This is a genomic window from Streptococcus oralis (assembly GCF_003943415.1).
GTDB classification, from domain to species: domain Bacteria; phylum Bacillota; class Bacilli; order Lactobacillales; family Streptococcaceae; genus Streptococcus; species Streptococcus oralis_BJ.
Map to the genome: position 1 here is coordinate 198,720 of NZ_RJPK01000001.1, position 24,778 is coordinate 223,497.

At 40.5% G+C, this 24,778-nt stretch carries 29 protein-coding genes, 1 pseudogene and 1 other annotated feature; of the genes and pseudogenes, 25 read left to right on the plus strand and 5 right to left on the minus strand.

Annotated features, from left to right (window positions below; translation table 11 throughout):
- Window position 1: 1 nt before the first annotated feature.
- The 4 genes from D8801_RS00920 to D8801_RS00935 all read left to right on the plus strand — a co-directional run bounded on the left by D8801_RS00920 (window position 2) and on the right by D8801_RS00935 (window position 4,541).
- Window positions 2-712, plus strand: a complete 711-nt coding sequence (locus D8801_RS00920) for an MgtC/SapB family protein (RefSeq protein WP_084973841.1) — start codon at window positions 2-4, stop codon at window positions 710-712.
- A gap of 94 nt (window positions 713-806) precedes the next feature.
- Window positions 807-1,169 (plus strand): hypothetical protein, encoded by a 363-nt coding sequence (locus D8801_RS00925; RefSeq protein ID WP_125450186.1) that lies wholly within the window; start codon window positions 807-809, stop codon window positions 1,167-1,169.
- A 129-nt stretch (window positions 1,170-1,298) separates the two neighbouring features.
- Window positions 1,299-2,300, plus strand: a complete 1,002-nt coding sequence (locus D8801_RS00930; protein WP_125448222.1) for a LacI family DNA-binding transcriptional regulator — start codon at window positions 1,299-1,301, stop codon at window positions 2,298-2,300.
- Between the two features lie 471 nt (window positions 2,301-2,771).
- Window positions 2,772-4,541 (plus strand): DUF4365 domain-containing protein, encoded by a 1,770-nt coding sequence (locus D8801_RS00935; RefSeq protein WP_125448223.1) that lies wholly within the window; start codon window positions 2,772-2,774, stop codon window positions 4,539-4,541.
- Window positions 4,542-4,753: 212 nt separating this feature from the next.
- Here D8801_RS00935 and yidA read toward each other — a convergent pair whose 3' ends face one another.
- Both yidA and D8801_RS00945 read right to left on the minus strand, forming a co-directional pair.
- Window positions 4,754-5,560, minus strand: a complete 807-nt coding sequence (gene yidA / locus D8801_RS00940) for a sugar-phosphatase (RefSeq protein ID WP_125448224.1) — start codon at window positions 5,558-5,560, stop codon at window positions 4,754-4,756.
- A gap of 9 nt (window positions 5,561-5,569) precedes the next feature.
- Window positions 5,570-6,877, minus strand: coding sequence for an HD domain-containing protein (locus D8801_RS00945; protein WP_125448225.1), 1,308 nt, complete (start codon window positions 6,875-6,877; stop codon window positions 5,570-5,572).
- Window positions 6,878-6,948: 71 nt separating this feature from the next.
- Between D8801_RS00945 and D8801_RS00950 the strand changes: the two genes are divergently transcribed.
- A complete protein-coding gene (locus D8801_RS00950) occupies window positions 6,949-7,326 on the plus strand; it encodes a YwiB family protein (RefSeq protein WP_125847196.1) in 378 nt (125 codons plus the stop codon).
- Between the two features lie 24 nt (window positions 7,327-7,350).
- Here D8801_RS00950 and D8801_RS00955 read toward each other — a convergent pair whose 3' ends face one another.
- Together D8801_RS00955 and D8801_RS00960 are read right to left on the minus strand one after the other, a co-directional pair.
- On the minus strand, window positions 7,351-8,433 hold the full coding sequence (locus D8801_RS00955) for a DEAD/DEAH box helicase (RefSeq protein ID WP_125847199.1): 1,083 nt from the start codon (window positions 8,431-8,433) through the stop codon (window positions 7,351-7,353).
- Window positions 8,423-9,406 (minus strand): Gfo/Idh/MocA family protein, encoded by a 984-nt coding sequence (locus D8801_RS00960; protein WP_125847201.1) that lies wholly within the window; start codon window positions 9,404-9,406, stop codon window positions 8,423-8,425. Before D8801_RS00960 ends, D8801_RS00955 begins: the two co-directional genes overlap by 11 nt.
- 156 nt (window positions 9,407-9,562) lie before the next feature.
- Between D8801_RS00960 and D8801_RS00965 the strand changes: the two genes are divergently transcribed.
- The 4 genes from D8801_RS00965 (at window position 9,563) to rpmA (ending at window position 11,453) form a co-directional block, all read left to right on the plus strand.
- On the plus strand, window positions 9,563-10,249 hold the full coding sequence (locus D8801_RS00965; protein WP_185758477.1) for a YoaK family protein: 687 nt from the start codon (window positions 9,563-9,565) through the stop codon (window positions 10,247-10,249).
- 64 nt (window positions 10,250-10,313) lie between these two features.
- Window positions 10,314-10,434, plus strand: a sequence feature (ribosomal protein L21 leader region).
- A gap of 34 nt (window positions 10,435-10,468) precedes the next feature.
- Window positions 10,469-10,783, plus strand: coding sequence for a 50S ribosomal protein L21 (gene rplU, locus D8801_RS00970; RefSeq protein ID WP_000109141.1), 315 nt, complete (start codon window positions 10,469-10,471; stop codon window positions 10,781-10,783).
- Between the two features lie 15 nt (window positions 10,784-10,798).
- Window positions 10,799-11,143, plus strand: coding sequence for a ribosomal-processing cysteine protease Prp (locus D8801_RS00975; protein ID WP_000613696.1), 345 nt, complete (start codon window positions 10,799-10,801; stop codon window positions 11,141-11,143).
- A gap of 16 nt (window positions 11,144-11,159) precedes the next feature.
- Window positions 11,160-11,453, plus strand: coding sequence for a 50S ribosomal protein L27 (gene rpmA, locus D8801_RS00980; RefSeq protein ID WP_000916509.1), 294 nt, complete (start codon window positions 11,160-11,162; stop codon window positions 11,451-11,453).
- Window positions 11,454-11,618: 165 nt separating this feature from the next.
- On the opposite strand, the pseudogene D8801_RS10050 reads toward rpmA, so the two are convergent.
- Window positions 11,619-11,691: pseudogene (locus D8801_RS10050) on the minus strand (AraC family transcriptional regulator); the annotation flags it as partial.
- Between D8801_RS10050 and D8801_RS00985 the strand changes: the two are divergent.
- The 16 genes from D8801_RS00985 (at window position 11,684) to D8801_RS01060 (ending at window position 24,703) form a co-directional block, all read left to right on the plus strand.
- Window positions 11,684-12,592, plus strand: a complete 909-nt coding sequence (locus D8801_RS00985) for a LysR family transcriptional regulator (protein WP_001025717.1) — start codon at window positions 11,684-11,686, stop codon at window positions 12,590-12,592. The pseudogene D8801_RS10050 and the gene D8801_RS00985 overlap by 8 nt on opposite strands.
- Window positions 12,589-13,056, plus strand: coding sequence for a signal peptidase II (lspA, locus tag D8801_RS00990; RefSeq protein WP_000745694.1), 468 nt, complete (start codon window positions 12,589-12,591; stop codon window positions 13,054-13,056). The genes D8801_RS00985 and lspA overlap by 4 nt, the downstream gene beginning before the upstream one ends.
- Window positions 13,040-13,939 (plus strand): RluA family pseudouridine synthase, encoded by a 900-nt coding sequence (locus D8801_RS00995; RefSeq protein WP_125847205.1) that lies wholly within the window; start codon window positions 13,040-13,042, stop codon window positions 13,937-13,939. The genes lspA and D8801_RS00995 overlap by 17 nt, the downstream gene beginning before the upstream one ends.
- A 101-nt stretch (window positions 13,940-14,040) precedes the next feature.
- Window positions 14,041-15,150 carry a glutamate 5-kinase gene (gene proB, locus D8801_RS01000; protein ID WP_221761544.1) on the plus strand — a complete coding sequence of 370 codons (1,110 nt, stop codon included), beginning with the start codon at window positions 14,041-14,043 and terminating at the stop codon, window positions 15,148-15,150.
- A gap of 9 nt (window positions 15,151-15,159) precedes the next feature.
- Complete coding sequence (locus tag D8801_RS01005) at window positions 15,160-16,422, plus strand: glutamate-5-semialdehyde dehydrogenase (protein WP_125847209.1); 1,263 nt, start codon at window positions 15,160-15,162, stop codon at window positions 16,420-16,422.
- A gap of 3 nt (window positions 16,423-16,425) precedes the next feature.
- A complete protein-coding gene (gene proC, locus D8801_RS01010; RefSeq protein ID WP_125847211.1) occupies window positions 16,426-17,223 on the plus strand; it encodes a pyrroline-5-carboxylate reductase in 798 nt (265 codons plus the stop codon).
- Between the two features lie 120 nt (window positions 17,224-17,343).
- Entirely contained in the window at window positions 17,344-17,982 is a 639-nt protein-coding gene (gene tmk / locus D8801_RS01015) for a dTMP kinase (RefSeq protein WP_125847213.1), read from the plus strand.
- A complete protein-coding gene (locus D8801_RS01020) occupies window positions 17,979-18,869 on the plus strand; it encodes a DNA polymerase III subunit delta' (protein WP_125847215.1) in 891 nt (296 codons plus the stop codon). The genes tmk and D8801_RS01020 overlap by 4 nt, the downstream gene beginning before the upstream one ends.
- A gap of 39 nt (window positions 18,870-18,908) precedes the next feature.
- Window positions 18,909-19,226, plus strand: a complete 318-nt coding sequence (gene yabA / locus D8801_RS01025; protein ID WP_000358227.1) for a DNA replication initiation control protein YabA — start codon at window positions 18,909-18,911, stop codon at window positions 19,224-19,226.
- 2 nt (window positions 19,227-19,228) lie between these two features.
- Entirely contained in the window at window positions 19,229-20,095 is an 867-nt protein-coding gene (gene rsmI, locus D8801_RS01030; RefSeq protein WP_125847217.1) for a 16S rRNA (cytidine(1402)-2'-O)-methyltransferase, read from the plus strand.
- A gap of 145 nt (window positions 20,096-20,240) precedes the next feature.
- The gene (trmFO, locus tag D8801_RS01035) at window positions 20,241-21,575 is read left to right on the plus strand and encodes a methylenetetrahydrofolate--tRNA-(uracil(54)-C(5))-methyltransferase (FADH(2)-oxidizing) TrmFO (RefSeq protein ID WP_125847219.1); all 1,335 of its coding nucleotides are present in this window, start codon (window positions 20,241-20,243) and stop codon (window positions 21,573-21,575) included.
- Between the two features lie 83 nt (window positions 21,576-21,658).
- Entirely contained in the window at window positions 21,659-22,396 is a 738-nt protein-coding gene (gene pyrH / locus D8801_RS01040; RefSeq protein ID WP_000002990.1) for a UMP kinase, read from the plus strand.
- Window positions 22,397-22,402: 6 nt separating this feature from the next.
- Window positions 22,403-22,960: a ribosome recycling factor gene (gene frr / locus D8801_RS01045; RefSeq protein WP_125847221.1), complete on the plus strand. Its 558-nt coding sequence runs from the start codon at window positions 22,403-22,405 to the stop codon at window positions 22,958-22,960.
- Between the two features lie 59 nt (window positions 22,961-23,019).
- Window positions 23,020-23,874, plus strand: a complete 855-nt coding sequence (cvfB, locus tag D8801_RS01050; protein WP_125847223.1) for an RNA-binding virulence regulatory protein CvfB — start codon at window positions 23,020-23,022, stop codon at window positions 23,872-23,874.
- A gap of 11 nt (window positions 23,875-23,885) precedes the next feature.
- A complete protein-coding gene (locus D8801_RS01055) occupies window positions 23,886-24,491 on the plus strand; it encodes a GrpB family protein (protein WP_125847225.1) in 606 nt (201 codons plus the stop codon).
- Window positions 24,488-24,703: a YozE family protein gene (locus D8801_RS01060; RefSeq protein ID WP_001232084.1), complete on the plus strand. Its 216-nt coding sequence runs from the start codon at window positions 24,488-24,490 to the stop codon at window positions 24,701-24,703. Before D8801_RS01055 ends, D8801_RS01060 begins: the two co-directional genes overlap by 4 nt.
- Window positions 24,704-24,778: the final 75 nt, after the last annotated feature.

The following is a 24,778-nucleotide window of genomic DNA, read 5'->3' on the forward strand; positions in this document are numbered from 1 at the left end:
AATGCAATCATCCAGCATTGGACTATCATACATTGAAATTATTATTAGAGTCGTGTTATCTTTGGTCATTGGAAGTATTATTGGCTTAGAAAGAGGAAGTAAATCTCAACCAGCAGGTATTCGTACACATAGTATCGTTTGTATGGCTGCTTGTTTGATTATGATGACTAATGAATTTGTATCTTATAAGTTTGGAACAGGAGATCCGACACGTTTAGGTGCTCAAGTTATTTCTGGTGTTGGTTTTCTTGGAGCTGGAACAATTCTTATCACAGATAAAAAGAAGGTTACTGGTCTGACAACTGCAGCAGGAATCTGGGCTTCTGCAGGAATAGGTTTAGCTATTGGAGTAGGTTTTTATGAAGGTGCTCTGTTAGTAGCTATTTCTGTGTGGAGTGTGATTTCTATGTTTCAGCCTTTAAAAAAATATCTTCAAAGTCGTTCAAAAGTTATTGAATTATATATTGTAGTTAAATCTACTGAGGCATATAATCGAGTATTAGTTTATTGTGCAGAAAATGGAATTCGATTGAATGATTCAAGAACTGCTTTTGGAGATGTTAATTCTGAAAGAATTGAATATTTTGATGTTCCAGACAAAAGAATAGCATCATTTATGACTCTAGAACTTTCAGGTAAGTTTGAACATCTTAAACTAATGGAAGAAATAGCAAATATTGTTGGTGTTATTTATGTCGAAGAAGTTAGTTGATATAGAATAAACAAAGGGGCAGTTATTCTTGTCCCTTTGTTTTTTAGGTGATAATTGACTCGAAATTATTTGCAAAGTATAAGGATAAACATAAATGAAGGTATATAATATTAATTTTGACTGTGGAAGAATAACGTATTTTGAATATAATTCTTTAGTGCAAGTATATAGATTTCATTCTTTTTATGATATTTGTGAAATTGTATTTTCGTCTTCTTTACCAGCTGATGATATATTAGCAAAAGTTATTGTTAAGGAAAAGATTATTCCGATCTTAGACTGCTATGTCCAAATGTTATTAGATACTTTTATAGTTTCAATGGATTTTACCGAAAATGATTTTTTATATTTTCGTGGTAAGTTATTTTCATACAAGTTTATCAGTTGTGAAGTAGAAAAAATTGTAAAGAATAAAGATTTTAATTGTCAATGTTATTTTTTTGAATCGGAAGAATAGAGTATAAAATAGAAAATTTTGAAATTAAAGTTTTTGTTAAGATACATTAAAATATTTTACTAAATTCTCTTGTTAAAAAAAGTAAATATTGTATAATAAAATTAGATAAATCATAAATGGAGGACTAAAGTGAAAAATTTAAACGATAAAAAGGTAACTATTTATGATATTGCGCATTTATCAGGTTTTTCTCCAAAAACTGTTTCACGTGTTATTAACGGTGGTGAAAAGGTAAAAGAAGAAACTTATCGAGCTATTCAAAAAGTCATTGATGAGTTGTCGTATGTTCCAAATGCATATGCAAAAAATTTGACTAAGAAAGAAACTACAAACATTTTGATTTCCGTTAAAAAGATTGATTCTTTTCCCTTGATTTGGTTTCAAACTTTACTAGATAGAGTTCTACAAACTTGTAAAGAGTTTGGTGTAAACGCTATTGTTGAATACTTTGGTGAAGAAGATACGATTAGGAATTCAATAATTTCAAGTACAGGAAGCTTAATAGATGGAGTAATAGTATTTTATGAAAGTAAAGACGATATTCGGATTAATTATTTACAGAAGAATAATATGCCTTTTATAGTTTTTGGAGAATCTCGAACACCTGATGTTGTTTATGTATCTAATAACAATTTTCAAGCAACTTATGATATGATGGAATTAGTAACAAAAGAGAATATTAAAAGTATGTTGTTACTTATGGGAGGGGAATCTCTTGTTAATAAGGATCGTGAAAAAGGTATTCGTACTTTTCTGACTGATAAAAATTATTTAATGGATTTGCAAGTTATTTATGGTTTAACTACAATTGATTCAGTTTATTCATATGCTATAAATAATTTATCTAATCAAAATCATCCGGATATGATATTTGTTTCAGGGGATGAGAAGGTTCAAGGGCTGATTCGTGCGTGCTATGAGAAGGGGATTACCATTCCTGATGATATTTCAATAATTGGATTCGATAATATTCCTATTTCGCAATATTATACTCCAGCTCTGTCTACTATTTCTCCTAATTATGCTATGTTAGCCCAAAAAATGATAGAAGGTGTTTTAGCAATTATTAAAGGGGAAAGTGTCACATCTGTTGAAGTTTCTCCTAAATTTGTTAGGAGACAGAGTTTCTAGTATTGTTTAATTCTTGAAAATCCTAGTGGAAAAGATGGAGTGTTCTAAAATAAGTTCTGTTTAGCCTCCATTTAGTTTCTAATGAGTTGTTTAGTCGCTTTTCATTATAGATGATATGGGACTTTTTTCTACAACAAAATAGGCTCCATAATATCCATAGGGGGCATTTTTAGAAATGTAAAGAAAAAAAAGAAAATTCAAAGTGTTTGTTTATAGGCAATCATCACAAGTTAGTTTTTTTAAATAAGTTAGTATTTTTGGAATTTTTGACCAAAGTGTGACCAAAAGTCAATGAATATAGAATAAAGTAGATCAGGAAACTGGTCTATTTATTTTGTAATTATTAATGAACAGTATTTTTTAAGTTTATAATATTCAGTTTAAGTTAAATAGTTGTAATTATAGTATATAAGTTTTTCTTTGTTAATGTTATAATATAAAGTATATAGAGCTATTTTTCGAGGTGCGGATTTGGCAAATAATAAAAAAATTGAGACATTAGGTGTTTCATATCTGTCGACATTTATAGATAAGCATGAGTTACTTCAATCTTATTTTGATAGAAATGATAAAACTCCAGTGTGGGATGGAGAAATTCATGTTCTTAAATCATCGAGTGAGAAGAAAGACGAAATATTAGGTAAAGTACCTGTTCAGATTAAAACCACTAGACAGAAAAAAGATGTGTTAAAATCCTTTCCATTAGATGCTAGAGATTTAGAATTATATAAATCAAATGGCGGCGTAGTTTTATTTGTAGTTTGGTTGAGTGAGAATAATGACTTACGAGAAATCTATTATAAATCATTGCCTCCTTTTTCTATAAAAGATTTGCTCAAAAAAAGTAAATTAAAAAATAAATCTACAAATAGTAAGAAACTGTCCATACAGATATTTAAACTAGATGAAAAAAAGATGTATCCAATGTTAGTGGATTTTATAAATAATAGTCAGAGACAGTATAGCTTCATAAATACTGATGGTATCTCAGTTGAAGATATCTCTGACGATAATAATCTTAAATTCTATTTTTATGGACAAGGAAAAGGAGAGATATTTAACTATCAGAAAGAACACGATCTCTTCATTTATTATAAAGATCCTTTAACTGGTATTGAAATACCACTTGAAAATACAATAAAGGTTGTCGAAACTTACGAGGAAACTGATTTAATTATTACAATTGGAGATTTTACTTTTCAAGATGTAAAAAGACATCGATTCCCTGATGGGAGTGTACAACTACATTTTGGTGAATGCTTTAAAATGTCCTTTGATGTAAATAAAAAAATATTTAAATTTAATTATACAAGGTCTAATATGCTCTCAAAAGCCATGGAGTGTACGGAGGTACTTCAAGAGCTAGGAAGAGTAGGATATTTCAATCTCAATGGAAATAAAATAGAACTAGATAATCAGTCAATATCGGATATTACTTCACGGAATTTAGATAGCGATATAAAGGATTTGAGACAGATTTCTAACTTCTTGGAAAATATGGGTGTACAAAAGGATCTTGATCTAAACTACTTTGATAAACAATCTCAAAAAAATCTAAATATCCTTAATTCAGGTCTTGTTCTAAAGAAGAAGGTTGCCTTAGATTATAATGAATCTAAATTACTTCATCTAAGAATTGCTAATATCCATATTATTGCCTTATATAATTTTACAATAGATAAGAACGGAACTATGATTGATATCTTTACTGAAATTCCCTGGTGTAGGAGAGGTGAGGGTAAAGATTCTTCAGATATTTCAATTTTTGAAGTTTTTGAACCTAACGATTGGCTAAAAATAGATAATTGTAATTTTGATTCGGTTATTGCCTCATATCAAAGATTAGTTGATAATGACTTGAAATTTGAAGATGCTAATAACACTATTATAAAAATAGTTATTGCTGCTGACATGGCAGAAGATGTTTCTAGAAGAGAGTTATTGCTTAATTGGGCACAATGTCTTTCTAATTGGAACTTAAAATACTCCCAAAATAGTGAGATAGCTATAATAAATGACCTTCAAATAAAATCTAGAGTTCGTAAATTAAACAGCAAAGAAATGGAGATTCTAAGCAATATTTTAGTAAATAGTAATGATAACTATGAACTTTGTTTCGGTTCATCAGTGTTATTGAAATCGAAACCGCAAGCTGATTTGTTTTGGAATAAACTGGATAACGAGACAAAAGAAAGATATAAAGACTTTCCTATTTATACTTTGTATATGAAATTATCGTAAAATTAAAAGAGATTATAAAGAGATAAAATATGGAAATAAAGAGGGTGATTTATTATAATTCAGTACCACAATTAAGGAAGCAATACCTATTTTTGCACTCTCAAGATTTAAGTAACTGTAAAACTGCAATTTAATTTATTGATTTACCCTCATTGTGATATGTTCATACTAAAAACCGCTCTGCTGAGCGGTTTTCGTCTATTCTTACCTTTTTACAGTACCCACGTACGGATAGCATGGGCAACGCCGGATTCGTCATTAGACTTGGTGATGTATTTGGCGATTTTTTTGAGTTCTGGATTTCCATTTTCCATAACAACGGGGTTACCAACGACTTCCAGCATGGCACGGTCATTTTCTTCGTCCCCGATAGCCATGGTTTCATCTTTGGTCAATCCGAGTTTTTCAGCTAAGTGAGTGATGGCTGAACCCTTGTCTACATTCTTTTTAAGGAGTTCAAGGTAGAAAGGAGCAGATTTATTGATAGAGTAGCGTTCGTAAAATTCTGCTGGGATTTTTTCAATCGCAGCATCGAGAATTTCTGGTTCATCGATAAACATACATTTGACAATTTCCTTGCCAGCCATTTCTTCAGGAGTACGGTAGAAAATGGGCATGTTGACGAGGGTTGATTCATGCACCGTGTATTTTCCGATATTGCGATTGGCAGTATAGATACCGTCCTTGGTAATAGCGTGCATGTGGACACCGAGCTTGCGACTGAGAAATTCCATATCCAGATAATCCTCATAGGTCAAGGATTCGCTGATAATCTCATGACCAGTAGCAGTCTCTTGGACAAGGGCACCGTTGAAGGTTACCACATAGTCACCATCGTCTCTCAATTGCAAGTCATCCAGAAGTTTGGCAACACCTGCGATAGGGCGACCAGTTGCAATGACGACTTTGACACCAGCTTGTTTGGCGTCTTGAATGGCAGAAAAGACTTCCGGAGTGATCTCCTTTTTACTGTTTACTAGGGTACCATCGATATCGACGGCGATTAGTTTAATACTCATATATTTCCTCTATTCGTTCTTATTTGGGGTAAAATGATCGTTCTCAATCAAGTGTAAAAATTGCTGGGTAATGCTTGCGAAGATACTGTTTTGGTCCAACATTTCTTTTGGGAAATAGAAACGATTATCTCCGTGGCGACTGCCAGCAAGGGATTGAACGATAGGAGACAGGCTAGAGAGTTCTGCCAGATCTCCATTTTTCTGTAGAATCTCAATCTGTGTCCGTGGATTTTCAGATTCGGGACGATAGATATCATAAGGAAGGTCAAAGTTCTTATGAATGGCTGTGTAGTAGTCGGGATCAAATCCGATGTCTTCAACCAGTTGTCTCATGGTTGCGAGTCGGTCTTGATCTTCTTGAGAAAAAGTAATGGATTTGAAGACCTTACGGTTGACAAAGCGCTGCGACAAGTCTGCGAGAATCTTGTCAGGACTGGTCATCCAGAGTTGGAAGTAGGTATTCATCACGCCATCATCAAGAGCCAGATAGTCAGATAGGGTAACTCTCTTTTCAAAAAAAGGTAACAAATGTGGGGAAGTTCGTGCAAAGAAGTCCTTGTCTTCAGGAAAGAGTTCCTTGGCGCGTTTGAGGAGATTCTGTAGGAGAACTTCCATGGCGCGTGTTGCTGGGTGAAAATAAACCTGCATATACATCTGGTAGCGACTGAGAACATAGTCTTCAATGGCATGCATGCCATTGCGTTGAAAGGCGATACCATTTTCGATAGGACGAATCACTCGGAGAATTCGAGTCAGGTCAAATTCTCCGTAAGATGCTCCTGTAAAATAAGAGTCACGCAAGAGATAGTCCATGCGATCCGCATCAATCTGGCTAGAAATGAGTTGCACGACCTGCTTGTTAGGATAGGTGTGGTCAATGACACTGGCCACCTTTTCTGGAAAATCTGGCGCTACTTGAAGCAGGACTTGGTGAATCTCTGTTTCAGGGCTTTGGATGATTTCCTGAGTAATGGCCTCATGATCTGTATCAAAGAGATGTTCAAAAGTATGGGAGTAGGCACCATGCCCAAGGTCATGTAGGAGAGCAGCAGTCATAGTCAAGAGAGACTCAGCAGGATCCCATTCTTCAGGATATTTTTCTTCAAAAATCTCCGTGATACGTCGGGCAATCTCATAAACCCCCAAACAGTGGGAGAAGCGGCTGTGCTCCCCACCATGGAAGGTATAACTGGAAGTTCCTAGTTGCTTGATACGGCGCAGACGTTGAAATTCTTTTGTATTGATCAAGTCATAGATGACCTGATTGTTTACATGGATATAGTTGTGAACTGGGTCACGGAATACTTTTTCGTTCATATGACCATTATAGCAAAATCCTGCTCTTTTTGGTAAAATAGTAGGACAAGAGAGAAGAAAGAGGACCTGATGTGAAGATTCGGATGCGAAATAGGATTCAGTTTGATGAACAGTTGGAAGTCATTGACCAACTCTATGACGTGGAGGTGCGTGAAAAGGGAGATTATCGCTATCTGCTTTTCTATAATGAGGAAAAAGAAAAAGTGGTTCTCAAGTTTCATGAAGAAGAACTGGTGATGACCCGTTTCTCGAGTCCCAAAACCATCATGCGATTTCTAAAGGATAGTGATAGTTTGGCCTATATTCCTACTCCAATGGGGATGCAGGAGTTTATCATTCAGACAAGTCACTACAAACTGGATGGGCAAAAGATTGAGCTCGCCTATCAACTGCAAAATCAAGAGGGACATCCTTTTGCCAGTTATCAATTAGAAATTACTTGGGGATAAGAAAAAGGTTGGCGAATGCTAACCTTATTTGATATAGAGTTCTTGGTTTTTTAGAACAATTTCACCTACACTTGCGAATTTCTTGAGTTTTTTAAGTTCTTCAGGATGGGTTACGAGAGTGATAACATAGCCCTCTTTACCCATGCGACCTGTACGGCCAGCGCGGTGAGTGTAAGTTTCCATTTCTCTAGGAACATCAAAGTTTACGACACATTCTAGGCTATCAATATCAATCCCACGTGCCAGAAGGTCAGTTGCAAGGAGCAGGGTTAGTTGCTTGTCTTTGAACTTTTCTAAGATGACTTTTCGAAACTTAACATTGACATCGCTAGCGAGGGAAACGGCCAAGACATCGCGATACTGTAGTTTTTCCTCCGCACTTCCAAGATCTGACAAGCTGTTAAAGAAGACCAGACCACGGAAATCCTCTACATGAGCTAATTTTCGTAGCATGTCCACTCGATGACGTTGGTCTACCTGCATATAGAAATGTTGGATGTTGTCTAACTTTTGGTCAGAAAGGTCGATGGTGCGCGTGTTTGGTGCAATCTTTTCTTGGCCAAACTTGGTCGTCGCACTCATGTAGATGAGTTGGTGGTCACGAGGTGCGTAGTGAGTGATTTTTTCGACAAAGTGAATCTGAGAATCATCGAGCAATTGGTCAAATTCATCCAGGATGATGGTTTCCACATTCATCATCTTGATTTTTTTCAATTTAATCAACTCAAAGATACGGCCGGGAGTTCCAATCAGAATTTCTGGTCCTTTTTTAAGTCGCTCAATCTGGCGTTTCTGACTGGAACCTGATAAGAAGAGCTGAGCAGTCAAACCGATGGCTTCTGCCCACGTTTTACACACGTCAAAAATCTGTCCAGCCAGTTCTGTATTTGGTGCTAGAATCAAGAGTTGTTGGGCTTTTTTCTTTTTCAGTCTGAGTAGACTTGGCAAGAGGTAAGCTAGTGTCTTACCAGTTCCTGTTGGGCTCACTCCTAGGAGGTTTTCTCCAGTAAGAATGGGCTCAAATAGTTGAGTTTGAATGGGGGTGAATTCTTGGAAACCGAGCTGGTCGCTCAGTTCTTGCCATTCAGTCGGTAGTTTAGTTTTCATTTTCTGCCTCGAATCTAATGCCAGCAGTCTGGCGCATGGTATATAATAGGTCATGAACAGAACCTGCATCATCCAGCCAGTTCTGGTAAAGTGTCTGGTCTGGTTGCTGGATCATGTGTGCAAATGCAGCTGCTTCCTCAGCCATCGTATGAGGAGCCTGTTGGATAGGGAGTTGGACTTGATTTCCTTGGTGGTCGCTAAAAATAGCTGAGCGGACATGTTCAATCGTGTTAAGGGTCAAGGTTCCATCTGCTGTATAAATCTCGCAAGGAAGATTGGAAGTGATGTTTTTCCCAGCCTTAATGTGAACTTGAAAATCTGGGTAGAAGAGGATACCATCACCATTTAGGTCAATGCTATTGTCAAGCTGTTGAGCCTGATAGATCGCGTCCTGAGCTTTTCCAAAGAGGCGAACGGCAGCGTAGAGAGGATAAATCCCCAAGTCCATAAGAGCTCCGCCAGCAAAACGATCTGAAAAGACATTAGGCGTCTGTCCCGCCAACAAGTCAGGCATCTTTGATGAATATTTGGCATAGTTGAAATCTGCGCCTAAGATTTGCTTGTCTGCCAAAAAATTCTTGATAGTGGTAAAAGCTTCCTCGTGGTAGTTTCTTGCTGCTTCAAAGATAAAACAATTATTTTCCTCAGCCGTTTGAATTAGATTCAGCCATTCTTGTGGCTGAGTGACAGCTGGCTTTTCAAGAATGACGTGCTTACCAGCAGACAAGGCAGCCTTGGCTTGATCAAAATGCAAGGAGTTTGGACTAGCGATATAGACTACATCAAAGGAAGACTTAAAGAAGTCTTCTAATTGATTAAAGAGTTGGATATCCTGATACCGAGAAGCAAAGGTTGCGGCAGTTTCTAGCTTTCTAGAATAGACTGCAACTAGCTGGTATTCTCCGCTAGCATGGGCTGCTTCTATGAAATGATGGCTGATAGCCCCTGTTCCGATGACACCTAATTTAAGCATAGATACTCCTTTTCCGACTTCAAATCCTTCCTTCATTATAACATAGAAAAGAAGGACTATCCAACAGATGGTAAAAATTTTCAAATGGACTACGCATTTCTTGGAGAAAGTGGTACAATATTGAAATGAGTAAATGAAACTGAAATGGGAGAGAAAATGAGATTATTACCAATAAGAAAAATATCACGTCAGTCTAAGAGACTAGCGCTTTTTTTGACTTTTTGTGCAGGATATGTCGATGCCTATACCTTTATCGTTCGAGGGAACACCCTTGTGGCTGGACAAACCGGGAATGTTGTTTTTCTCTCTGTAGGACTCATTCAACAGAATGTCTCGGATGCCAGTGCTAAAGTAATGACTTTGTTTTTCTTTATGATGGGTGTTTTTTTTCTGACATTGTATAAGGAAAAACTACGAATTGTTAAAAAGCCGATTTTGTCCTTGATTCCACTTGCAATCCTGTCCTTAATTATAGGTTTTGTGCCACAAACGGTTGATAATATCTATCTCGTACCGCCATTGGCCTTCTGTATGGGACTGGTGACAACTGCTTTTGGAGAAGTGTCAGGTATTGCCTATAATAATGCTTTTATGACAGGGAATATCAAACGAACCATGTTAGCTTTTGGGGATTATTTCCGAACCAAACATACGCCTTTCCTACGAGAGGGCTTGATTTTTGTTAGCTTGCTTAGCAGTTTTGTCTTTGGAGTCATTTTTTCGGCTTATTTGACGATTTACTATCAGGAGAAGACAATTCTAGGTGTTCCCCTGATGATGAGCATCTTTTACATCAGTATGCTTTTTGCTTCTTGGAGAAAAAAAGGGAAAGAAAAAGCTTAAATTTGATTGATTTCGCTTGTAAGAAAAGAGAAGATATGCTATACTTGAAGAGTTGACTATGCACAGTCCTGTGCAACCGCACGAACATCGTTTGCTCGTCGTATAACAAATTTAAACTTTGTTATACTTAGAGCTCTTCTTTTAAGTGGTTCGTCCCACGATGCTAGGCGAGTCTTCACAAAAATACGGGGAAACCCTAAAAATCATAGGAGGTGCATAATGAGCACATACGCAATTATCAAAACTGGCGGAAAACAAGTTAAAGTTGAAGTTGGTCAAGCAGTTTACGTTGAAAAATTGAACGTTGAAGCTGGTCAAGAAGTTACTTTTAACGAGGTTGTTCTTGTTGGTGGTGAAAACACTGTTGTCGGAACTCCACTTGTTGCTGGAGCTACTGTAGTTGGAACTGTTGAAAAACAAGGAAAACAAAAGAAAGTTGTTACTTACAAGTACAAACCTAAAAAAGGTAGTCACCGTAAACAAGGTCACCGTCAACCATATACAAAAGTTGTCATCAACGCGATCAACGCTTAATTTTAAGGAGAACACATGATACAAGCAGTCTTTGAGAGAGCCGAAGATGGCGAGCTGAGGAGTGCGGAAATTACTGGACACGCCGAAAGTGGCGAATACGGCTTAGATGTCGTGTGTGCATCGGTTTCTACGCTTGCCATTAACTTTATCAATTCTATTGAGAAATTTGCAGGCTATGAACCAATCTTAGAATTAAACGAAGATGAAGGTGGCTATCTAAAGGTTGATATACCAGCGGATCTTCCTTCACACCAGAGAGAAATGACCCAGTTATTCTTCGAATCATTTTTCTTAGGTATGGCAAACTTATCGGAGAACTCTTCTGAGTTCGTCCAAACCAGAGTTATCACAGAAAACTAACACGGAGGAAAACATTATGTTAAAAATGACTCTTAACAACTTGCAACTTTTCGCCCACAAAAAAGGTGGAGGTTCTACATCAAACGGACGTGATTCACAAGCGAAACGTCTTGGAGCTAAAGCAGCTGACGGACAAACTGTAACAGGTGGATCAATCCTTTACCGTCAACGTGGTACACACATCTATCCAGGTGTAAACGTTGGACGTGGTGGAGACGATACTTTGTTCGCTAAAGTTGAAGGCGTAGTACGCTTTGAACGTAAAGGTCGCGATAAAAAGCAGGTTTCTGTTTACCCAATCGCAAAATAAAAAGGTCCAGTAAACCTTTTTATCCCGAGCCTTGAAATGAAAAGGCGAGGAAGCTAGAAGTAGCATTAAATGAGGCTTTCCGAGTTTTCGGAGAGCCTATTTTTTTGTTTTGATATCCATAATTCTTTGTTACTAGTGTAGATGAATTTTGTGAGTGACATTATTTTTCCTAGGTGGAAAACTTCTAAAATATGGTATAATGAACAGATAGAGAAGTTGGGGGGTAAAAGATGAACATTCAACAATTACGCTATGTTGTGGCCATTGCCAATAGTGGTACTTTCCGTGAAGCTGCTGAAAAGATGTATGTTAGTCAGCCGAGTCTGTCTATTTCTGTGCGCGATTTGGAAAAAGAGCTTGGTTTTAAGATTTTCCGTCGGACGAGTTCGGGAACATTTTTGACTCGTCGTGGAATGGAATTTTATGAGAAAGCGCAAGAATTGGTCAAAGGCTTTGATGTTTTTCAAAATCAGTATGCCAATCCTGAGGAAGAAAAGGATGAATTTTCCATTGCCAGTCAGCACTATGACTTCTTGCCACCAACCATTACGGCTTTTTCAGAACGTTATCCTGATTATAAGAACTTTCGTATTTTTGAGTCTACTACAGTTCAAATTTTAGACGAAGTGGCTCAAGGACATAGTGAGATTGGGATTATCTACCTCAACAACCAAAATAAAAAGGGCATCATGCAACGGGTTGAAAAGCTTGGTTTAGAAGTTATTGAACTAATTCCTTTCCAGACTCACATTTATCTTCGTGAAGGGCATCCTTTAGCACAGAAAGAGGAATTGGTCATGGAGGATTTAGCGGATCTGCCAACGGTTCGTTTTACTCAGGAAAAGGATGAGTATCTATACTATTCAGAGAACTTTGTCGACACAAGCGCAAGCTCGCAGATGTTCAATGTGACGGATCGTGCTACTTTGAATGGTATTTTGGAGCGGACGGATGCTTATGCGACTGGATCTGGGTTTTTAGATAGTGACAGTGTTAATGGCATCACAGTCATTCGTCTCAAGGATAATCTAGATAACCGCATGGTCTATGTCAAACGGGAAGAAGTGGAACTTAGTCAAGCTGGGACTCTTTTCGTTGAGGTTATGCAAGAATATTTTGATCAGAAGAGGAAATCATGAAAAAAAGAGGAATAGTAGCAGTCATTGTACTGCTTTTGATTGGGTTGGATCAGTGGGTTAAAGCCTATGTTGTCCAGCAGATTCCACTAGGTGAAGTTCGTTCGTGGATCCCCAATCTCGTTAGCTTGACCTATCTGCAAAATAGAGGAGCAGCCTTCTCCATGCTGCAAGATCAGCAGTGGTTATTTGCTGTCATTACACTGGTCGTCATGGTGGGTGCCATTTGGTATCTACATAAACACATGGAGGATTCTCTCTGGTTGGTTTTTGGACTGACTTTGATAATCGCGGGAGGTCTGGGCAACTTTATCGACAGAATGAGTCAAGGTTTTGTGGTGGATATGTTTCACCTAGACTTTATCAACTTTGCGATTTTCAATGTTGCTGATAGCTATTTGACAGTCGGCGTGATTGTTTTATTGATTGCAATGCTTAAAGAGGAAGTAAATGGAAATAAAAATTGAAACTGGTGGGCAACGTCTAGACAAGGCTCTGTCGGACCTGACAGAATTGTCACGCAGTCTCGCGAATGAACAAATTAAGGCTGGACAAGTCTTGGTGAATGGGCAAGTAAAGAAAGCCAAATACACTGTCCAAGAGGGGGATATCGTCACCTACTATGTGACAGAACCAGAGGTTTTAGAATATGTGGCTGAGAATCTGCCGCTCGAGATTATCTACCAAGATGAGGATGTAGCCGTTGTTAACAAACCTCAAGGCATGGTGGTGCATCCGAGTGCTGGTCATACTAGCGGAACCTTGGTCAATGCTCTCATGTACCATATCAAGGACCTGTCAGGTATCAATGGGGTTCTTCGTCCGGGCATCGTTCACCGCATTGACAAGGACACGTCTGGTCTGCTCATGATTGCGAAGAATGATGAGGCCCACTTGACGCTTGCCCAAGAGCTAAAAGATAAGAAGTCTCTACGCAAATACTGGGCGATTGTTCACGGCAATCTGCCAAATGATCGTGGTGTGATTGAAGCGCCGATTGGTCGGAGCGAAAAAGACCGTAAGAAACAGGCCGTGACCGCCAAGGGGAAACCAGCTGTGACCCGTTTTCAGGTCTTGGAACGCTTTGGCGATTATAGTTTGTTAGAGTTGCAACTGGAAACAGGACGTACCCACCAAATCCGTGTTCATATGGCTTATATTGGCCATCCAGTCGCTGGTGATGAGGTCTATGGTCCACGCAAAACCTTGAAAGGACATGGACAATTCCTCCATGCTAAGACTCTAGGCTTTACCCATCCGAGAACAGGTGAAACCTTGGAGTTCACAGCAGATATTCCAGAGATTTTTAAAGAAACGCTGGAAAGATTGCGTAAAACTGAGAATAGATAAAAGAGTTGAGATGTCTTGTCTCAACCTTTTTCATTTCAAGTCTTTTCTATTTTAAAGCATTCATGTTATAATGGATAAATATGAAGAATCGGAGTGAGACTATGAAGTACAAACGAATCGTCTTTAAGGTGGGGACGTCGTCCTTGACAAATGAAGACGGAAGTTTATCAAGAAGTAAAGTAAAGGCAATTACCCAACAATTAGCTATGTTGCATGAAGCTGGGCATGAGTTGATTTTGGTGTCATCTGGGGCAGTAGCGGCAGGGTTTGGAGCTTTGGGTTTTAAAAAGCGTCCGACCAAGATTGCAGATAAGCAGGCTTCGGCTGCAGTAGGACAAGGTTTGCTCCTAGAAGAATACACAACCAATCTCCTCATGCGCCAGATCGTTTCTGCACAAATCTTGCTGACACAGGATGATTTTGTAGATAAGCGTCGCTATAAGAATGCCCATCAGGCCTTGTCTGTATTGCTTCATCGTGGTGCCATTCCTATCATCAACGAGAATGACAGTGTCGTTATTGATGAGCTCAAGGTTGGGGACAATGATACTCTGAGTGCTCAGGTAGCGGCTATGGTTCAGGCAGATCTTTTGGTTCTCTTGACGGATGTAGACGGTCTCTATACTGGCAATCCCAACTCAGATCCAAGAGCTAAACGTATTGAGAAAATCGAGACTATCAATCGTGAGATTATTGATATGGCTGGTGGAGCAGGTTCGTCTAATGGTACAGGTGGGATGTTGACTAAGATCAAAGCAGCTACGATCGCGACGGAGTCGGGTGTGCCAGTTTATATTTGTTCGTCCCTGAAATCAGATGCCTTGATTGAGGCGGCGAACGAGACAAAGGATGGTTCTTTCTTTGTTGCGCAAGAGAAGGGCCTTCGTACTCAGAAACAATGGCTAGCCTTCTATGCTCAAAGTCAGGGAACGATTTGGGTAGATGGTGGAGCTGCAGAAGCACTTTCAAAAAATGGAAAAAGTCTCCTTTTATCAGGTGTGGTAGAAGTGGAAGGGAACTTCTCTTACCATGATATTGTCACAGTAGCAGATAAAGAAACAGGTCAATCTCTTGGAAAGGGACGTGTCCAATTTGGTGTCTCAGCCCTAGAAGATATGCTCCGTTCTCAAAAAGCCAAGGGAGTCTTGATTCACCGTGATGACTGGATTTCCATCACGCCTGAAATCCAGCTGCTCTTTACAGAATTTTAGAGGTGAACGATGGTAAGTACACAAGAACAATTTGAACAGGTACAGGCTGTTAAGAAATCAATCAATACTGCCAGCGAAGCAGTGAAAAACCAAGCCTTGCTAGCTATGGCTGATCATTTATTGGCAGCTACTGAGGAGATTTTAGCAGCCAATGCCCTCGATATGGCAGCGGCCAAGGGAAAAATCTCAGATGTTATGCTAGACCGTCTTTATTTGGATGCGGGACGTATAGAAGCGATGGCAACTGGTATTCGTGAAGTGGTTGCTTTACCAGATCCTATTGGTGAAGTCCTAGAAACAAGTCAGCTTGAAAATGGCTTGGTTATTACTAAGAAGCGTGTGGCTATGGGGGTCATCGGTATTATCTATGAAAGTCGTCCAAATGTGACATCTGATGCGGCTGCTTTGGCACTCAAGAGTGGGAATGCGGTCGTTCTTCGTAGTGGTAAGGACGCCTACCAAACTGCTCATGCTATTGTCACAGCTCTGAAGAAGGGTTTGGAGACGACTACCATACATCCAGAGGTGATTCAACTAGTGGAAGATACCAGTCGTGAAAGTAGCTATGCCATGATGAAGGCCAAGGGCTATCTAGATCTTCTCATTCCTCGTGGAGGTGCTGGCTTGATCAATGCCGTGGTTGAGAATGCCATTGTGCCAGTTATCGAGACAGGAACTGGAATTGTCCATGTCTATGTAGATAAGGATGCAGATGAAGACAAGGCTCTATCGATCATCAACAATGCTAAAACCAGTCGTCCTTCTGTCTGCAATGCCATGGAGGTCTTGCTGGTTCATGAAGACAAGGCAACAAGCTTCCTTCCTCGCTTGGAGCAAGTGCTGGTTGCAGATCGAAAAGAAGCTGGACTGGAATCAATTCAATTCCGTCTGGATAGCAAAGCAAGTCAGTTTGTTTCAGGTCTAGCAGCTGAGGCCCAAGACTTTGATACCGAGTTTTTAGACTATGTCCTAGCGGTTAAGGTTGTGAGTAGTTTAGAAGAAGCGGTTGCGCATATTGAAGCCCACAGCACCCATCATTCGGATGCCATTGTGACGGAAAATGCTGAAGCTGCAACTTACTTTACAGATCAAGTAGATTCAGCAGCGGTTTATGTCAATGCCTCAACGCGTTTCACTGACGGTGGGCAATTTGGTCTTGGATGTGAGATGGGGATTTCTACTCAGAAACTGCATGCGCGTGGTCCAATGGGCTTGAAAGAGTTGACTAGCTACAAGTATGTGGTTACTGGTGACGGACAGATAAGGGAGTAAGAGATGAAGATTGGATTTATCGGTTTGGGGAATATGGGTTCTAGCTTGGCCAAGGCTGTCTTGCAGGCCAAGACGGGTGCTCAGATTCTTCTTGCCAATCGTAGTCAAGCGAAAGTAGATGCTTTCATTGCCAACTTTGGAGGTCAGGCTTCCAGCAATGACGAAATCTTCGCAGAAGCAGATGTGATTTTTCTAGGAGTAAAGCCTGCTCAGTTTTCTGAACTGCTTGCTCAATACCAGACCATCCTTGAAAAAAGAGAGAGTCCTCTTTTGATTTCTATGGCGGCTGGATTGACTTTGGAAAAACTAGCGAGTCTTCTGCCAAGTCAACACCGGATTATTCGCATAATGCCCAATACTCCAGTGGCTATCGGCCAAGGAGTGATTAGTTATGCCATGTCAGCAAACTGTCGTGTAGAGGACAGTGAGCTCTTTTGTCAGCTTTTAGCCAAGGCTGGCCTCTTGGTTGAGCTGGGAGATGGCTTAATCGATGCAGCGACAGGTCTTGCAGGTTGTGGGCCTGCCTTTGTCTACCTCTTTATCGAGGCTTTGGCAGATGCAGGTGTTCAGACAGGATTGCCCCGAGAAACGGCCTTGAAAATGGCAGCCCAAACAGTTGTTGGCGCTGGACAAATGGTTCTCGAAAGCCAGCAACATCCTGGAGTTTTGAAAGATCAAGTTTGTAGCCCAGGAGGTTCGACTATCGCTGGTGTAGCAAGTCTGGAAGAACATGCCTTTAGAGGCACAGTCATGGACGCAGTTCATCAAGCCTATAAACGAACACAAGAACTAGGTAAATAAGAGGTTGGATGACTCCCAGCCTCTTTTATGGTCGGTTGAATGGAGAAGAAGCAAAAAGATTGTCACAAAAACCTATTTTTTTGATAGAATAGAAGGTAGAAAAAAAGAAATGAGTTAGACATGTCAAAAGGATTTTTAGTCTCGCTTGAGGGACCAGAGGGAGCAGGGAAGACCAGTGTTTTAGAGGCTTTGCTCCCAATTTTAGAGGAAAAAGGAGTAGAGGTGCTGACGACCCGTGAGCCAGGTGGAGTCTTGATTGGAGAGAAGATTCGGGAAGTGATTTTAGATCCAAGTCATACTCAGATGGATCCTAAAACGGAACTCCTTCTCTATATCGCCAGTCGTAGACAGCACTTGGTGGAAAAAGTTCTTCCAGCTCTTGGAGATGGTAGGTTGGTCATTATGGACCGTTTCATCGATAGTTCTGTTGCCTATCAGGGATTTGGTCGTGGCTTGGATATTGATGCCATTGATTGGCTCAATCAGTTTGCGACAGATGGCCTCAAACCCGATTTGACCCTCTATTTTGATATTGACGTGGAAGAAGGGCTGGCTCGCATTGCTGCTAATAGTGACCGCGAGGTCAATCGTTTGGACATGGAAGGCTTAGACTTGCACAAAAAAGTTCGTAAAGGCTACCTTTCTCTTCTGGACAAAGAAGGAAATCGCATGGTCAAGATTGATGCGAGTCTTCCTTTGGAGCAAGTTGTGGAAACGACCAAGGCTGTCTTATTTGACAGAATGGGCTTGGCTAAATGAAACAAGAACAACTAAAGGCTTGGCAGCCAGACCAGTTTGACCGTTTTGTCCGTATCCTAGAACAAGACCAGCTCAATCATGCCTATCTCTTTTCAGGTTTCTTTGGAAGCTTGGAAATGGCGCAGTTTTTGGCTAAGAGTCTCTTTTGTACGGATAAAGTAGGCGTTTTGCCGTGTGAGAAATGCCGAAACTGCAAGCTGATTGAACAGGAAGAATTTCCCGATGTTACCTTGATTAAGCCAGTCAATCAGGTCATAAAGACAGAACGCATTCGGGAATTGGTGGGGCAATTTTCCCAAGCAGGGATTGAAAGTCAACAACAGGTTTTTATTATCAAGCAGGCGGAGAAAATGCATCCCAACGCAGCCAATTCTCTGCTCAAGGTCATCGAAGAACCCCAGAGTGAGGTTTATATTTTTTTCTTGACCAGCGATGAGGAAAAGATATTACCGACCATCCGAAGTCGGACGCAGATTTTCCACTTTAAAAAGCAAGAAGAAAAGCTCATCTTGCTCTTAGAACAAATGGGACTGGTTAAGAAAAAGGCGACTCTTTTAGCCCAGTTTTGTCAGTCACGAGCTGAAGCAGAAAAGTTGGCTAATCAGGCAAGTTTTTGGATCTTGGTCGATGAAAGTGAACGCCTACTGACCTGGTTATTAACTAAGAAAAAAGAAAGTTATCTGCAGGTTGCTAAATTAGCTAACTTAACAGATGACAAGGAAAAACAGGATCAGGTTTTACGGATTCTTGAAGTCCTCTGTGGACAAGATATCTTGCAAGCAAGAGTACGGGTGATTCTACAAGATTTGCTAGAAGCTAGAAAAATGTGGCAAGCCAATGTCAGCTTTCAAAATGCCATGGAATATCTGGTCTTAAAAGAAATGTAAACTCAAAAATAAACGATAAAGAAAGGAAAGGGCTGGTTTATGGACAAAAAAGAATTATTTGACGCGCTGGATGATTTTTCCCAACAGTTATTGGTGACCTTGGCCGATGTGGAAGCCATCAAGAAAAATCTCAAAAGCTTGGTAGAGGAAAATACAGCTCTTCGATTGGAAAATAGTAAGTTGCGCGAACGCTTGGGCGAGGTGGAAGCAGATGCTCCCGTCAAGGCCAAGCATGTTCGTGAAAGCGTCCGTCGGATCTATAAAGACGGGTTTCACGTATGTAATGATTTTTATGGACAACGCCGAGAGCAGGACGAGGAATGTATGTTCTGTGACGAGTTGTTATACAGGGAGTAAGCATGCAGATTCAAAAAAGTTTTAAGGGGCAAACTCCCTATGGCAAGCTTTACCTAGTGGCAACGCCAATTGGCAATTTAGATGATATGACTTTTCGTGCCATCAAAACCCTGAAAGAAGTGGATTGTATTGCGGCTGAGGACACGCGCAATACAGGTCTTTTGCTCAAGCATTTTGATATTTCCACCAAGCAGATCAGTTTTCATGAGCACAATGCCAAGGAAAAAATTCCTGATTTGATTGGTTTTCTGAAGGCGGGACAAAGTATTGCTCAGGTCTCTGATGCGGGTCTGCCTAGTATTTCGGATCCTGGGCATGATTTGGTCAAGGCAGCCATCGAGGAAGAGATTGCAGTTGTCACAGTTCCAGGTGCCAGCGCAGGGATTTCTGCCTTGATTGCCAGCGGCCTAGCACCACAACCACATATCTTTTACGGTTTCTTACCTAGAAAATCAGGCCAGCAAAAGCATTTTTTTCAAGCCAAAAAAGACTATCCTGAAACTCAGATTTTCTATGAATCGCCCCATCGTGTAGCGGATACATTGGAAAATATTCTAGAAGTCTACGGTAACCGCTCGGTTGTCTTGGTTAGGGAGTTGACCAAAATCTATGAAGAATACCAACGAGGAAAGATCTCTGAATTGCTGGAAAGCATTGCCGAGACGCCGCTCAAGGGCGAGTGCCTTCTCATCGTTGAAGGTGCCAGTCAGGATGTGGAGGAAAAGGACGAGGAGGCCTTGTTTTCAGAAATCCAATCTCATATCCAGCAAGGAATGAAGAAAAATCAAGCCATTAAGGAAGTCGCTAAACTTTATCAGAGGAATAAAAGTCAACTCTACGCTGCTTATCACGACTGGGAAGAAAATTAAGAAAATGACTAAACAGGGAAGTTTGCCTTCTTCCCTTTTTTTGTTATACTAGTAAAAGAAAATTAAGAAAGATTTGTGGGTGTCAAACAGTCTAGTAGCTTGTTTTTATTTGGACTTAGTTTCCACCCAAAGAGGTATTAGTGTCGTGTCTCAATCTTATATCAATGTTATCGGAGCAGGTTTAGCGGGGTCTGAAGCTGCCTACCAAATCGCAGAGCGTGGTATTCCAGTTAAACTCTATGAAATGCGTGGTGTCAAGTCAACACCTCAGCACAAAACAGACAATTTTGCAGAGTTAGTTTGTTCCAATTCTCTTCGTGGCGATTCCCTGACAAATGCGGTCGGGCTCCTCAAGGAGGAAATGCGTCGCTTGGGTTCTGTCATCTTGGAATCTGCCGAAGCAACCCGTGTTCCTGCTGGTGGTGCTCTTGCGGTGGACCGAGAAGGTTTCTCACAGATGGTGACCGAGAAAGTAGCCAACCATCCCTTAATCGAAGTAGTGCGTGATGAAATTACAGAATTGCCGACAGATGTTATTACAGTTGTAGCGACTGGTCCTTTGACCAGTGATGCCTTGGCCGAAAAGATTCATGCCCTTAATGACGGCGATGGCTTCTATTTCTATGACGCGGCAGCGCCTATCATCGATGTTAATACTATTGATATGAGCAAGGTCTATCTCAAGTCCCGTTATGATAAGGGAGAAGCGGCCTATCTCAATGCTCCTATGACCAAGCAAGAGTTTATGGATTTCCATGAAGCCTTGGTCCATGCAGAAGAAGCTCCGCTCAATTCTTTTGAAAAAGAAAAGTACTTTGAAGGTTGTATGCCGATCGAAGTCATGGCAAAACGTGGTATTAAAACCATGCTTTATGGTCCTATGAAACCAGTCGGTCTGGAGTACCCAGATGACTACACAGGTCCGCGTGATGGGGAGTTTAAGACTCCGTATGCGGTTGTCCAGCTCCGTCAGGATAATGCGGCTGGTAGTCTCTACAATATCGTCGGTTTCCAGACCCATCTCAAATGGGGAGAGCAAAAGCGTGTTTTTCAAATGATTCCAGGTCTTGAAAATGCGGAGTTTGTTCGTTATGGAGTCATGCACCGCAATTCTTACATGGATTCACCAAATCTTCTTGAGCAGACCTATCGTTCGAAGAAACAGCCAAATCTCTTCTTTGCTGGTCAAATGACTGGTGTGGAAGGCTATGTCGAGTCAGCAGCTTCAGGCTTAGTTGCAGGTATTAACGCGGCTCGTCTTTTCAAGGGAGAAAGTGAGGCAATTTTCCCAGAGACAACAGCGATTGGCAGTCTAGCTCATTACATCACCCATGCTGACAGCAAGCATTTCCAACCCATGAATGTCAATTTCGGGATTATCAAGGAGTTGGAAGGCGAGCGTATCCGTGATAAGAAGGCTCGTTATGAAAAAATTGCAGAGCGTGCTCTTACTGACTTAGAGGAATTTTTAACTGTCTAATTTTTTTGAAAGAATTGCTCATGATACTATAAAAATCTTAGAAATTGTGATAAAATAGGTAGGATAAAAAAAGGAGAGTAAAAATGGCGAATCCCAAGTATAAACGTATTTTAATCAAGTTATCAGGTGAAGCCCTTGCCGGTGAACGTGGCGTAGGGATTGATATCCAAACAGTTCAAAAAATCGCAAAAGAGATTCAAGAAGTTCATAGTCTAGGTATCGAAATTGCCCTTGTTATTGGTGGAGGAAATCTCTGGCGTGGAGAACCTGCAGCAGAAGCAGGAATGGACCGCGTTCAGGCAGATTACACTGGAATGCTTGGGACCGTTATGAATGCTCTTGTAATGGCAGATTCATTGCAACAAGTTGGTGTCGATACGCGTGTGCAAACAGCTATTTCTATGCAACAAGTGGCTGAGCCTTATGTTCGTGGACGTGCTCTTCGTCACCTTGAAAAAGGCCGTATCGTTATCTTTGGTGCTGGGATTGGTTCACCTTACTTCTCAACAGATACAACAGCGGCCCTTCGTGCGGCTGAAATTGAAGCGGATGCCATCCTTATGGCTAAAAATGGCGTAGATGGTGTTTACAATGCCGATCCTAAGAAAGACAAGACAGCCGTTAAGTTTGAAGAATTGACCCACCGTGACGTTATCAACAAAGGTCTCCGTATCATGGACTCAACAGCTTCAACCCTCTCTATGGATAACGACATCGACTTGGTTGTCTTCAACATGAACCAACCAGGCAATATTAAACGTGTCGTATTTGGTGAAAATATCGGAACAACAGTTTCAAACAATATCGAAGAAAAGGAATAAGAAATTATGGCTAATGCAATTGTAGAAAAAGCTAAAGAGAGAATGACCCAGTCCCATCATTCACTTGCGCGTGAATTTGGTGGTATTCGTGCAGGACGTGCCAACGCAAGCTTGCTAGACCGTATCCACGTAGAATACTATGGAGTCGAAACTCCTCTTAACCAAATCGCTTCTATCACTATTCCAGAAGCGCGTGTCTTGTTAGTAACACCATTTGACAAGTCTTCGTTGAAAGACATCGAGCGTGCCTTGAACGCTTCTGATCTTGGTATCACACCAGCTAATGATGGCTCTGTGATTCGCTTGGTTATTCCTGCCCTTACAGAAGAAACTCGTCGTGACCTTGCCAAAGAAGTGAAGAAGGTTGGCGAGAATGCTAAAGTGGCTGTCCGCAATATCCGTCGTGATGCTATGGATGAAGCAAAGAAACAAGAAAAAGCAAAAGAAATCACTGAAGACGAATTGAAGACTCTTGAAAAAGATATTCAAAAAGTAACAGACGATGCTGTGAAACACATCGACGATATGACTGCCAATAAAGAAAAAGAACTCTTGGAAGTCTAAAAATAAACAGAAAAACTCAGTTGGCATTGCTGGCTGAGTTTTATTCGAAAGAAGGAAATATGAATACAAATCTTGCAAGTTTTATCGTTGGACTTATCATCGATGAAAATGACCGTTTTTACTTTGCGCAACAGGATGGTCAAATCTATGCACTTGCCAAGGAAGAAGGTCAACACACGGTAGGGGATACGGTCAAAGGTTTTGCCTATACAGATATGAAGCAAAAACTCCGCTTGACCACTCTAGAAGTGACTGCCACTCAGGACCAATTTGGCTGGGGAACGGTAACGGAAGTTCGTAAGGACTTGGGTGTCTTTGTCGATACCGGTCTACCTGATAAGGAAATCGTTGTGTCACTCGATATCCTCCCTGAGCTCAAGGAACTCTGGCCTAAGAAAGGTGACAAACTCTACATCCGTCTTGAAGTGGACAAGAAAGACCGAATCTGGGGACTCTTGGCTTATCAGGAAGACTTCCAACGTCTGGCTCGTCCTGCCTACAACAACATGCAGAACCAAAACTGGCCAGCCATTGTTTACCGTCTCAAGCTGTCAGGGACCTTTGTCTATCTGCCAGAGAATAACATGCTTGGTTTCATTCACCCAAGTGAGCGCTACGCAGAGCCACGTTTGGGACAAGTGCTAGATGCGCGTGTCATTGGTTTCCGTGAAGTGGACCGCACCTTGAACCTATCCCTCAAACCACGTTCTTTTGAGATGTTGGAAAATGATGCTCAGATGATTTTGACCTACTTGGAAAGCAATGGCGGTTTCATGACCTTAAATGATAAGTCTTCTCCTGAGGACATCAAGGCAACCTTTGGTATCTCTAAAGGTCAGTTCAAGAAAGCACTCGGTGGCTTGATGAAGACTGGCAAAATCAAGCAAGACCAGTTTGGGACAGAGTTGATTTAGGTCTTATAGACATGAAAAAGAAACTTGAAGAAATGAGTTTAGAGGAACTCTGGCAACTTTTTCCGATTTTTTTAGTGGAGCACAAGTCAGAGTGGAAAGACTGGTATGAATTGGAAAAAACAAGTCTGAAAAAAATATTGGGTGCAAATGTTATTAAAAGAATAGAACATATCGGTAGCACTGCTATTCCTAATATTTGGGCCAAAAATATCGTTGATATTCTGCTAGAAGTAGGTAGAATAGAGGATTTAGCAAGAGTTAGGGATTTATTGGTGAAGAATGGGTGGCTAGTGATGTCGGAGAGTCCTAACAGGATTTCGCTAAATAAAGGATATACAGAGCAGGGATTTGCTGAGAAAGTTTTTCATTTACATTTGCGAATGACGGGAGATCATGACGAGATTTATTTTAGAGATTATCTCTGCCAGCATCCAGATATTGCCCAAGCGTATCAGGAATTAAAACTCAGTTTGTGGAAAAAATTTGAACACAATCGAGACGCCTATACAGATGCGAAAACAGATTTTATAAACCACTACGTTTCAGAGGCTAAGTCCAGTAATTTTCAAGAATCAGAAAAATTTCATCAAAAAAGTTTTGATAGGAGAAAGAATTGAGAAAATCATTTTACACTTGGCTCATGACTGAGCGCAATCCCAAAAGTAACAGTCCTAAAGCCATCTTGGCAGACCTCGCTTTTGAAGAGTCAGCCTTCCCAAAACACACGGATGATTTTGATGAGGTGAGTCGCTTTTTGGAGGAGCATGCCAGTTTCTCTTTTAACCTAGGAGACTTTGACGCCATCTGGCAAGAATACTTAGAACACTAGAGACAATGAGATGAGGCTAGTATTTTATTGTTCTCTTTGCTATAATATAAAGAAATAAACGGATTAGAGAGGTTC

Bases quoted from the DNA above. Each gene is read 5' to 3' on its own strand.
- D8801_RS00920 (WP_084973841.1), top strand. From the start codon at position 2: ATGCAATCATCCAGCATTGGACTATCATACATTGAAATTATTATTAGA.
- D8801_RS00925 (WP_125450186.1), top strand. From the start codon at position 807: ATGAAGGTATATAATATTAATTTTGACTGTGGAAGAATAACGTATTTT.
- yidA (WP_125448224.1), bottom strand. From the start codon at position 5,560: ATGAGTATTAAACTAATCGCCGTCGATATCGATGGTACCCTAGTAAAC.
- D8801_RS00945 (WP_125448225.1), bottom strand. From the start codon at position 6,877: ATGAACGAAAAAGTATTCCGTGACCCAGTTCACAACTATATCCATGTA.
- D8801_RS00955 (WP_125847199.1), bottom strand. From the start codon at position 8,433: ATGAAAACTAAACTACCGACTGAATGGCAAGAACTGAGCGACCAGCTC.
- D8801_RS00960 (WP_125847201.1), bottom strand. From the start codon at position 9,406: ATGCTTAAATTAGGTGTCATCGGAACAGGGGCTATCAGCCATCATTTC.
- D8801_RS00965 (WP_185758477.1), top strand. From the start codon at position 9,563: ATGAGATTATTACCAATAAGAAAAATATCACGTCAGTCTAAGAGACTA.
- rplU (WP_000109141.1), top strand. From the start codon at position 10,469: ATGAGCACATACGCAATTATCAAAACTGGCGGAAAACAAGTTAAAGTT.
- D8801_RS00975 (WP_000613696.1), top strand. From the start codon at position 10,799: ATGATACAAGCAGTCTTTGAGAGAGCCGAAGATGGCGAGCTGAGGAGT.
- rpmA (WP_000916509.1), top strand. From the start codon at position 11,160: ATGTTAAAAATGACTCTTAACAACTTGCAACTTTTCGCCCACAAAAAA.
- D8801_RS00985 (WP_001025717.1), top strand. From the start codon at position 11,684: ATGAACATTCAACAATTACGCTATGTTGTGGCCATTGCCAATAGTGGT.
- lspA (WP_000745694.1), top strand. From the start codon at position 12,589: ATGAAAAAAAGAGGAATAGTAGCAGTCATTGTACTGCTTTTGATTGGG.
- D8801_RS00995 (WP_125847205.1), top strand. From the start codon at position 13,040: ATGGAAATAAAAATTGAAACTGGTGGGCAACGTCTAGACAAGGCTCTG.
- proB (WP_221761544.1), top strand. From the start codon at position 14,041: ATGAAGTACAAACGAATCGTCTTTAAGGTGGGGACGTCGTCCTTGACA.
- D8801_RS01005 (WP_125847209.1), top strand. From the start codon at position 15,160: ATGGTAAGTACACAAGAACAATTTGAACAGGTACAGGCTGTTAAGAAA.
- proC (WP_125847211.1), top strand. From the start codon at position 16,426: ATGAAGATTGGATTTATCGGTTTGGGGAATATGGGTTCTAGCTTGGCC.
- tmk (WP_125847213.1), top strand. From the start codon at position 17,344: ATGTCAAAAGGATTTTTAGTCTCGCTTGAGGGACCAGAGGGAGCAGGG.
- D8801_RS01020 (WP_125847215.1), top strand. From the start codon at position 17,979: ATGAAACAAGAACAACTAAAGGCTTGGCAGCCAGACCAGTTTGACCGT.
- yabA (WP_000358227.1), top strand. From the start codon at position 18,909: ATGGACAAAAAAGAATTATTTGACGCGCTGGATGATTTTTCCCAACAG.
- rsmI (WP_125847217.1), top strand. From the start codon at position 19,229: ATGCAGATTCAAAAAAGTTTTAAGGGGCAAACTCCCTATGGCAAGCTT.
- pyrH (WP_000002990.1), top strand. From the start codon at position 21,659: ATGGCGAATCCCAAGTATAAACGTATTTTAATCAAGTTATCAGGTGAA.
- frr (WP_125847221.1), top strand. From the start codon at position 22,403: ATGGCTAATGCAATTGTAGAAAAAGCTAAAGAGAGAATGACCCAGTCC.
- cvfB (WP_125847223.1), top strand. From the start codon at position 23,020: ATGAATACAAATCTTGCAAGTTTTATCGTTGGACTTATCATCGATGAA.
- D8801_RS01055 (WP_125847225.1), top strand. From the start codon at position 23,886: ATGAAAAAGAAACTTGAAGAAATGAGTTTAGAGGAACTCTGGCAACTT.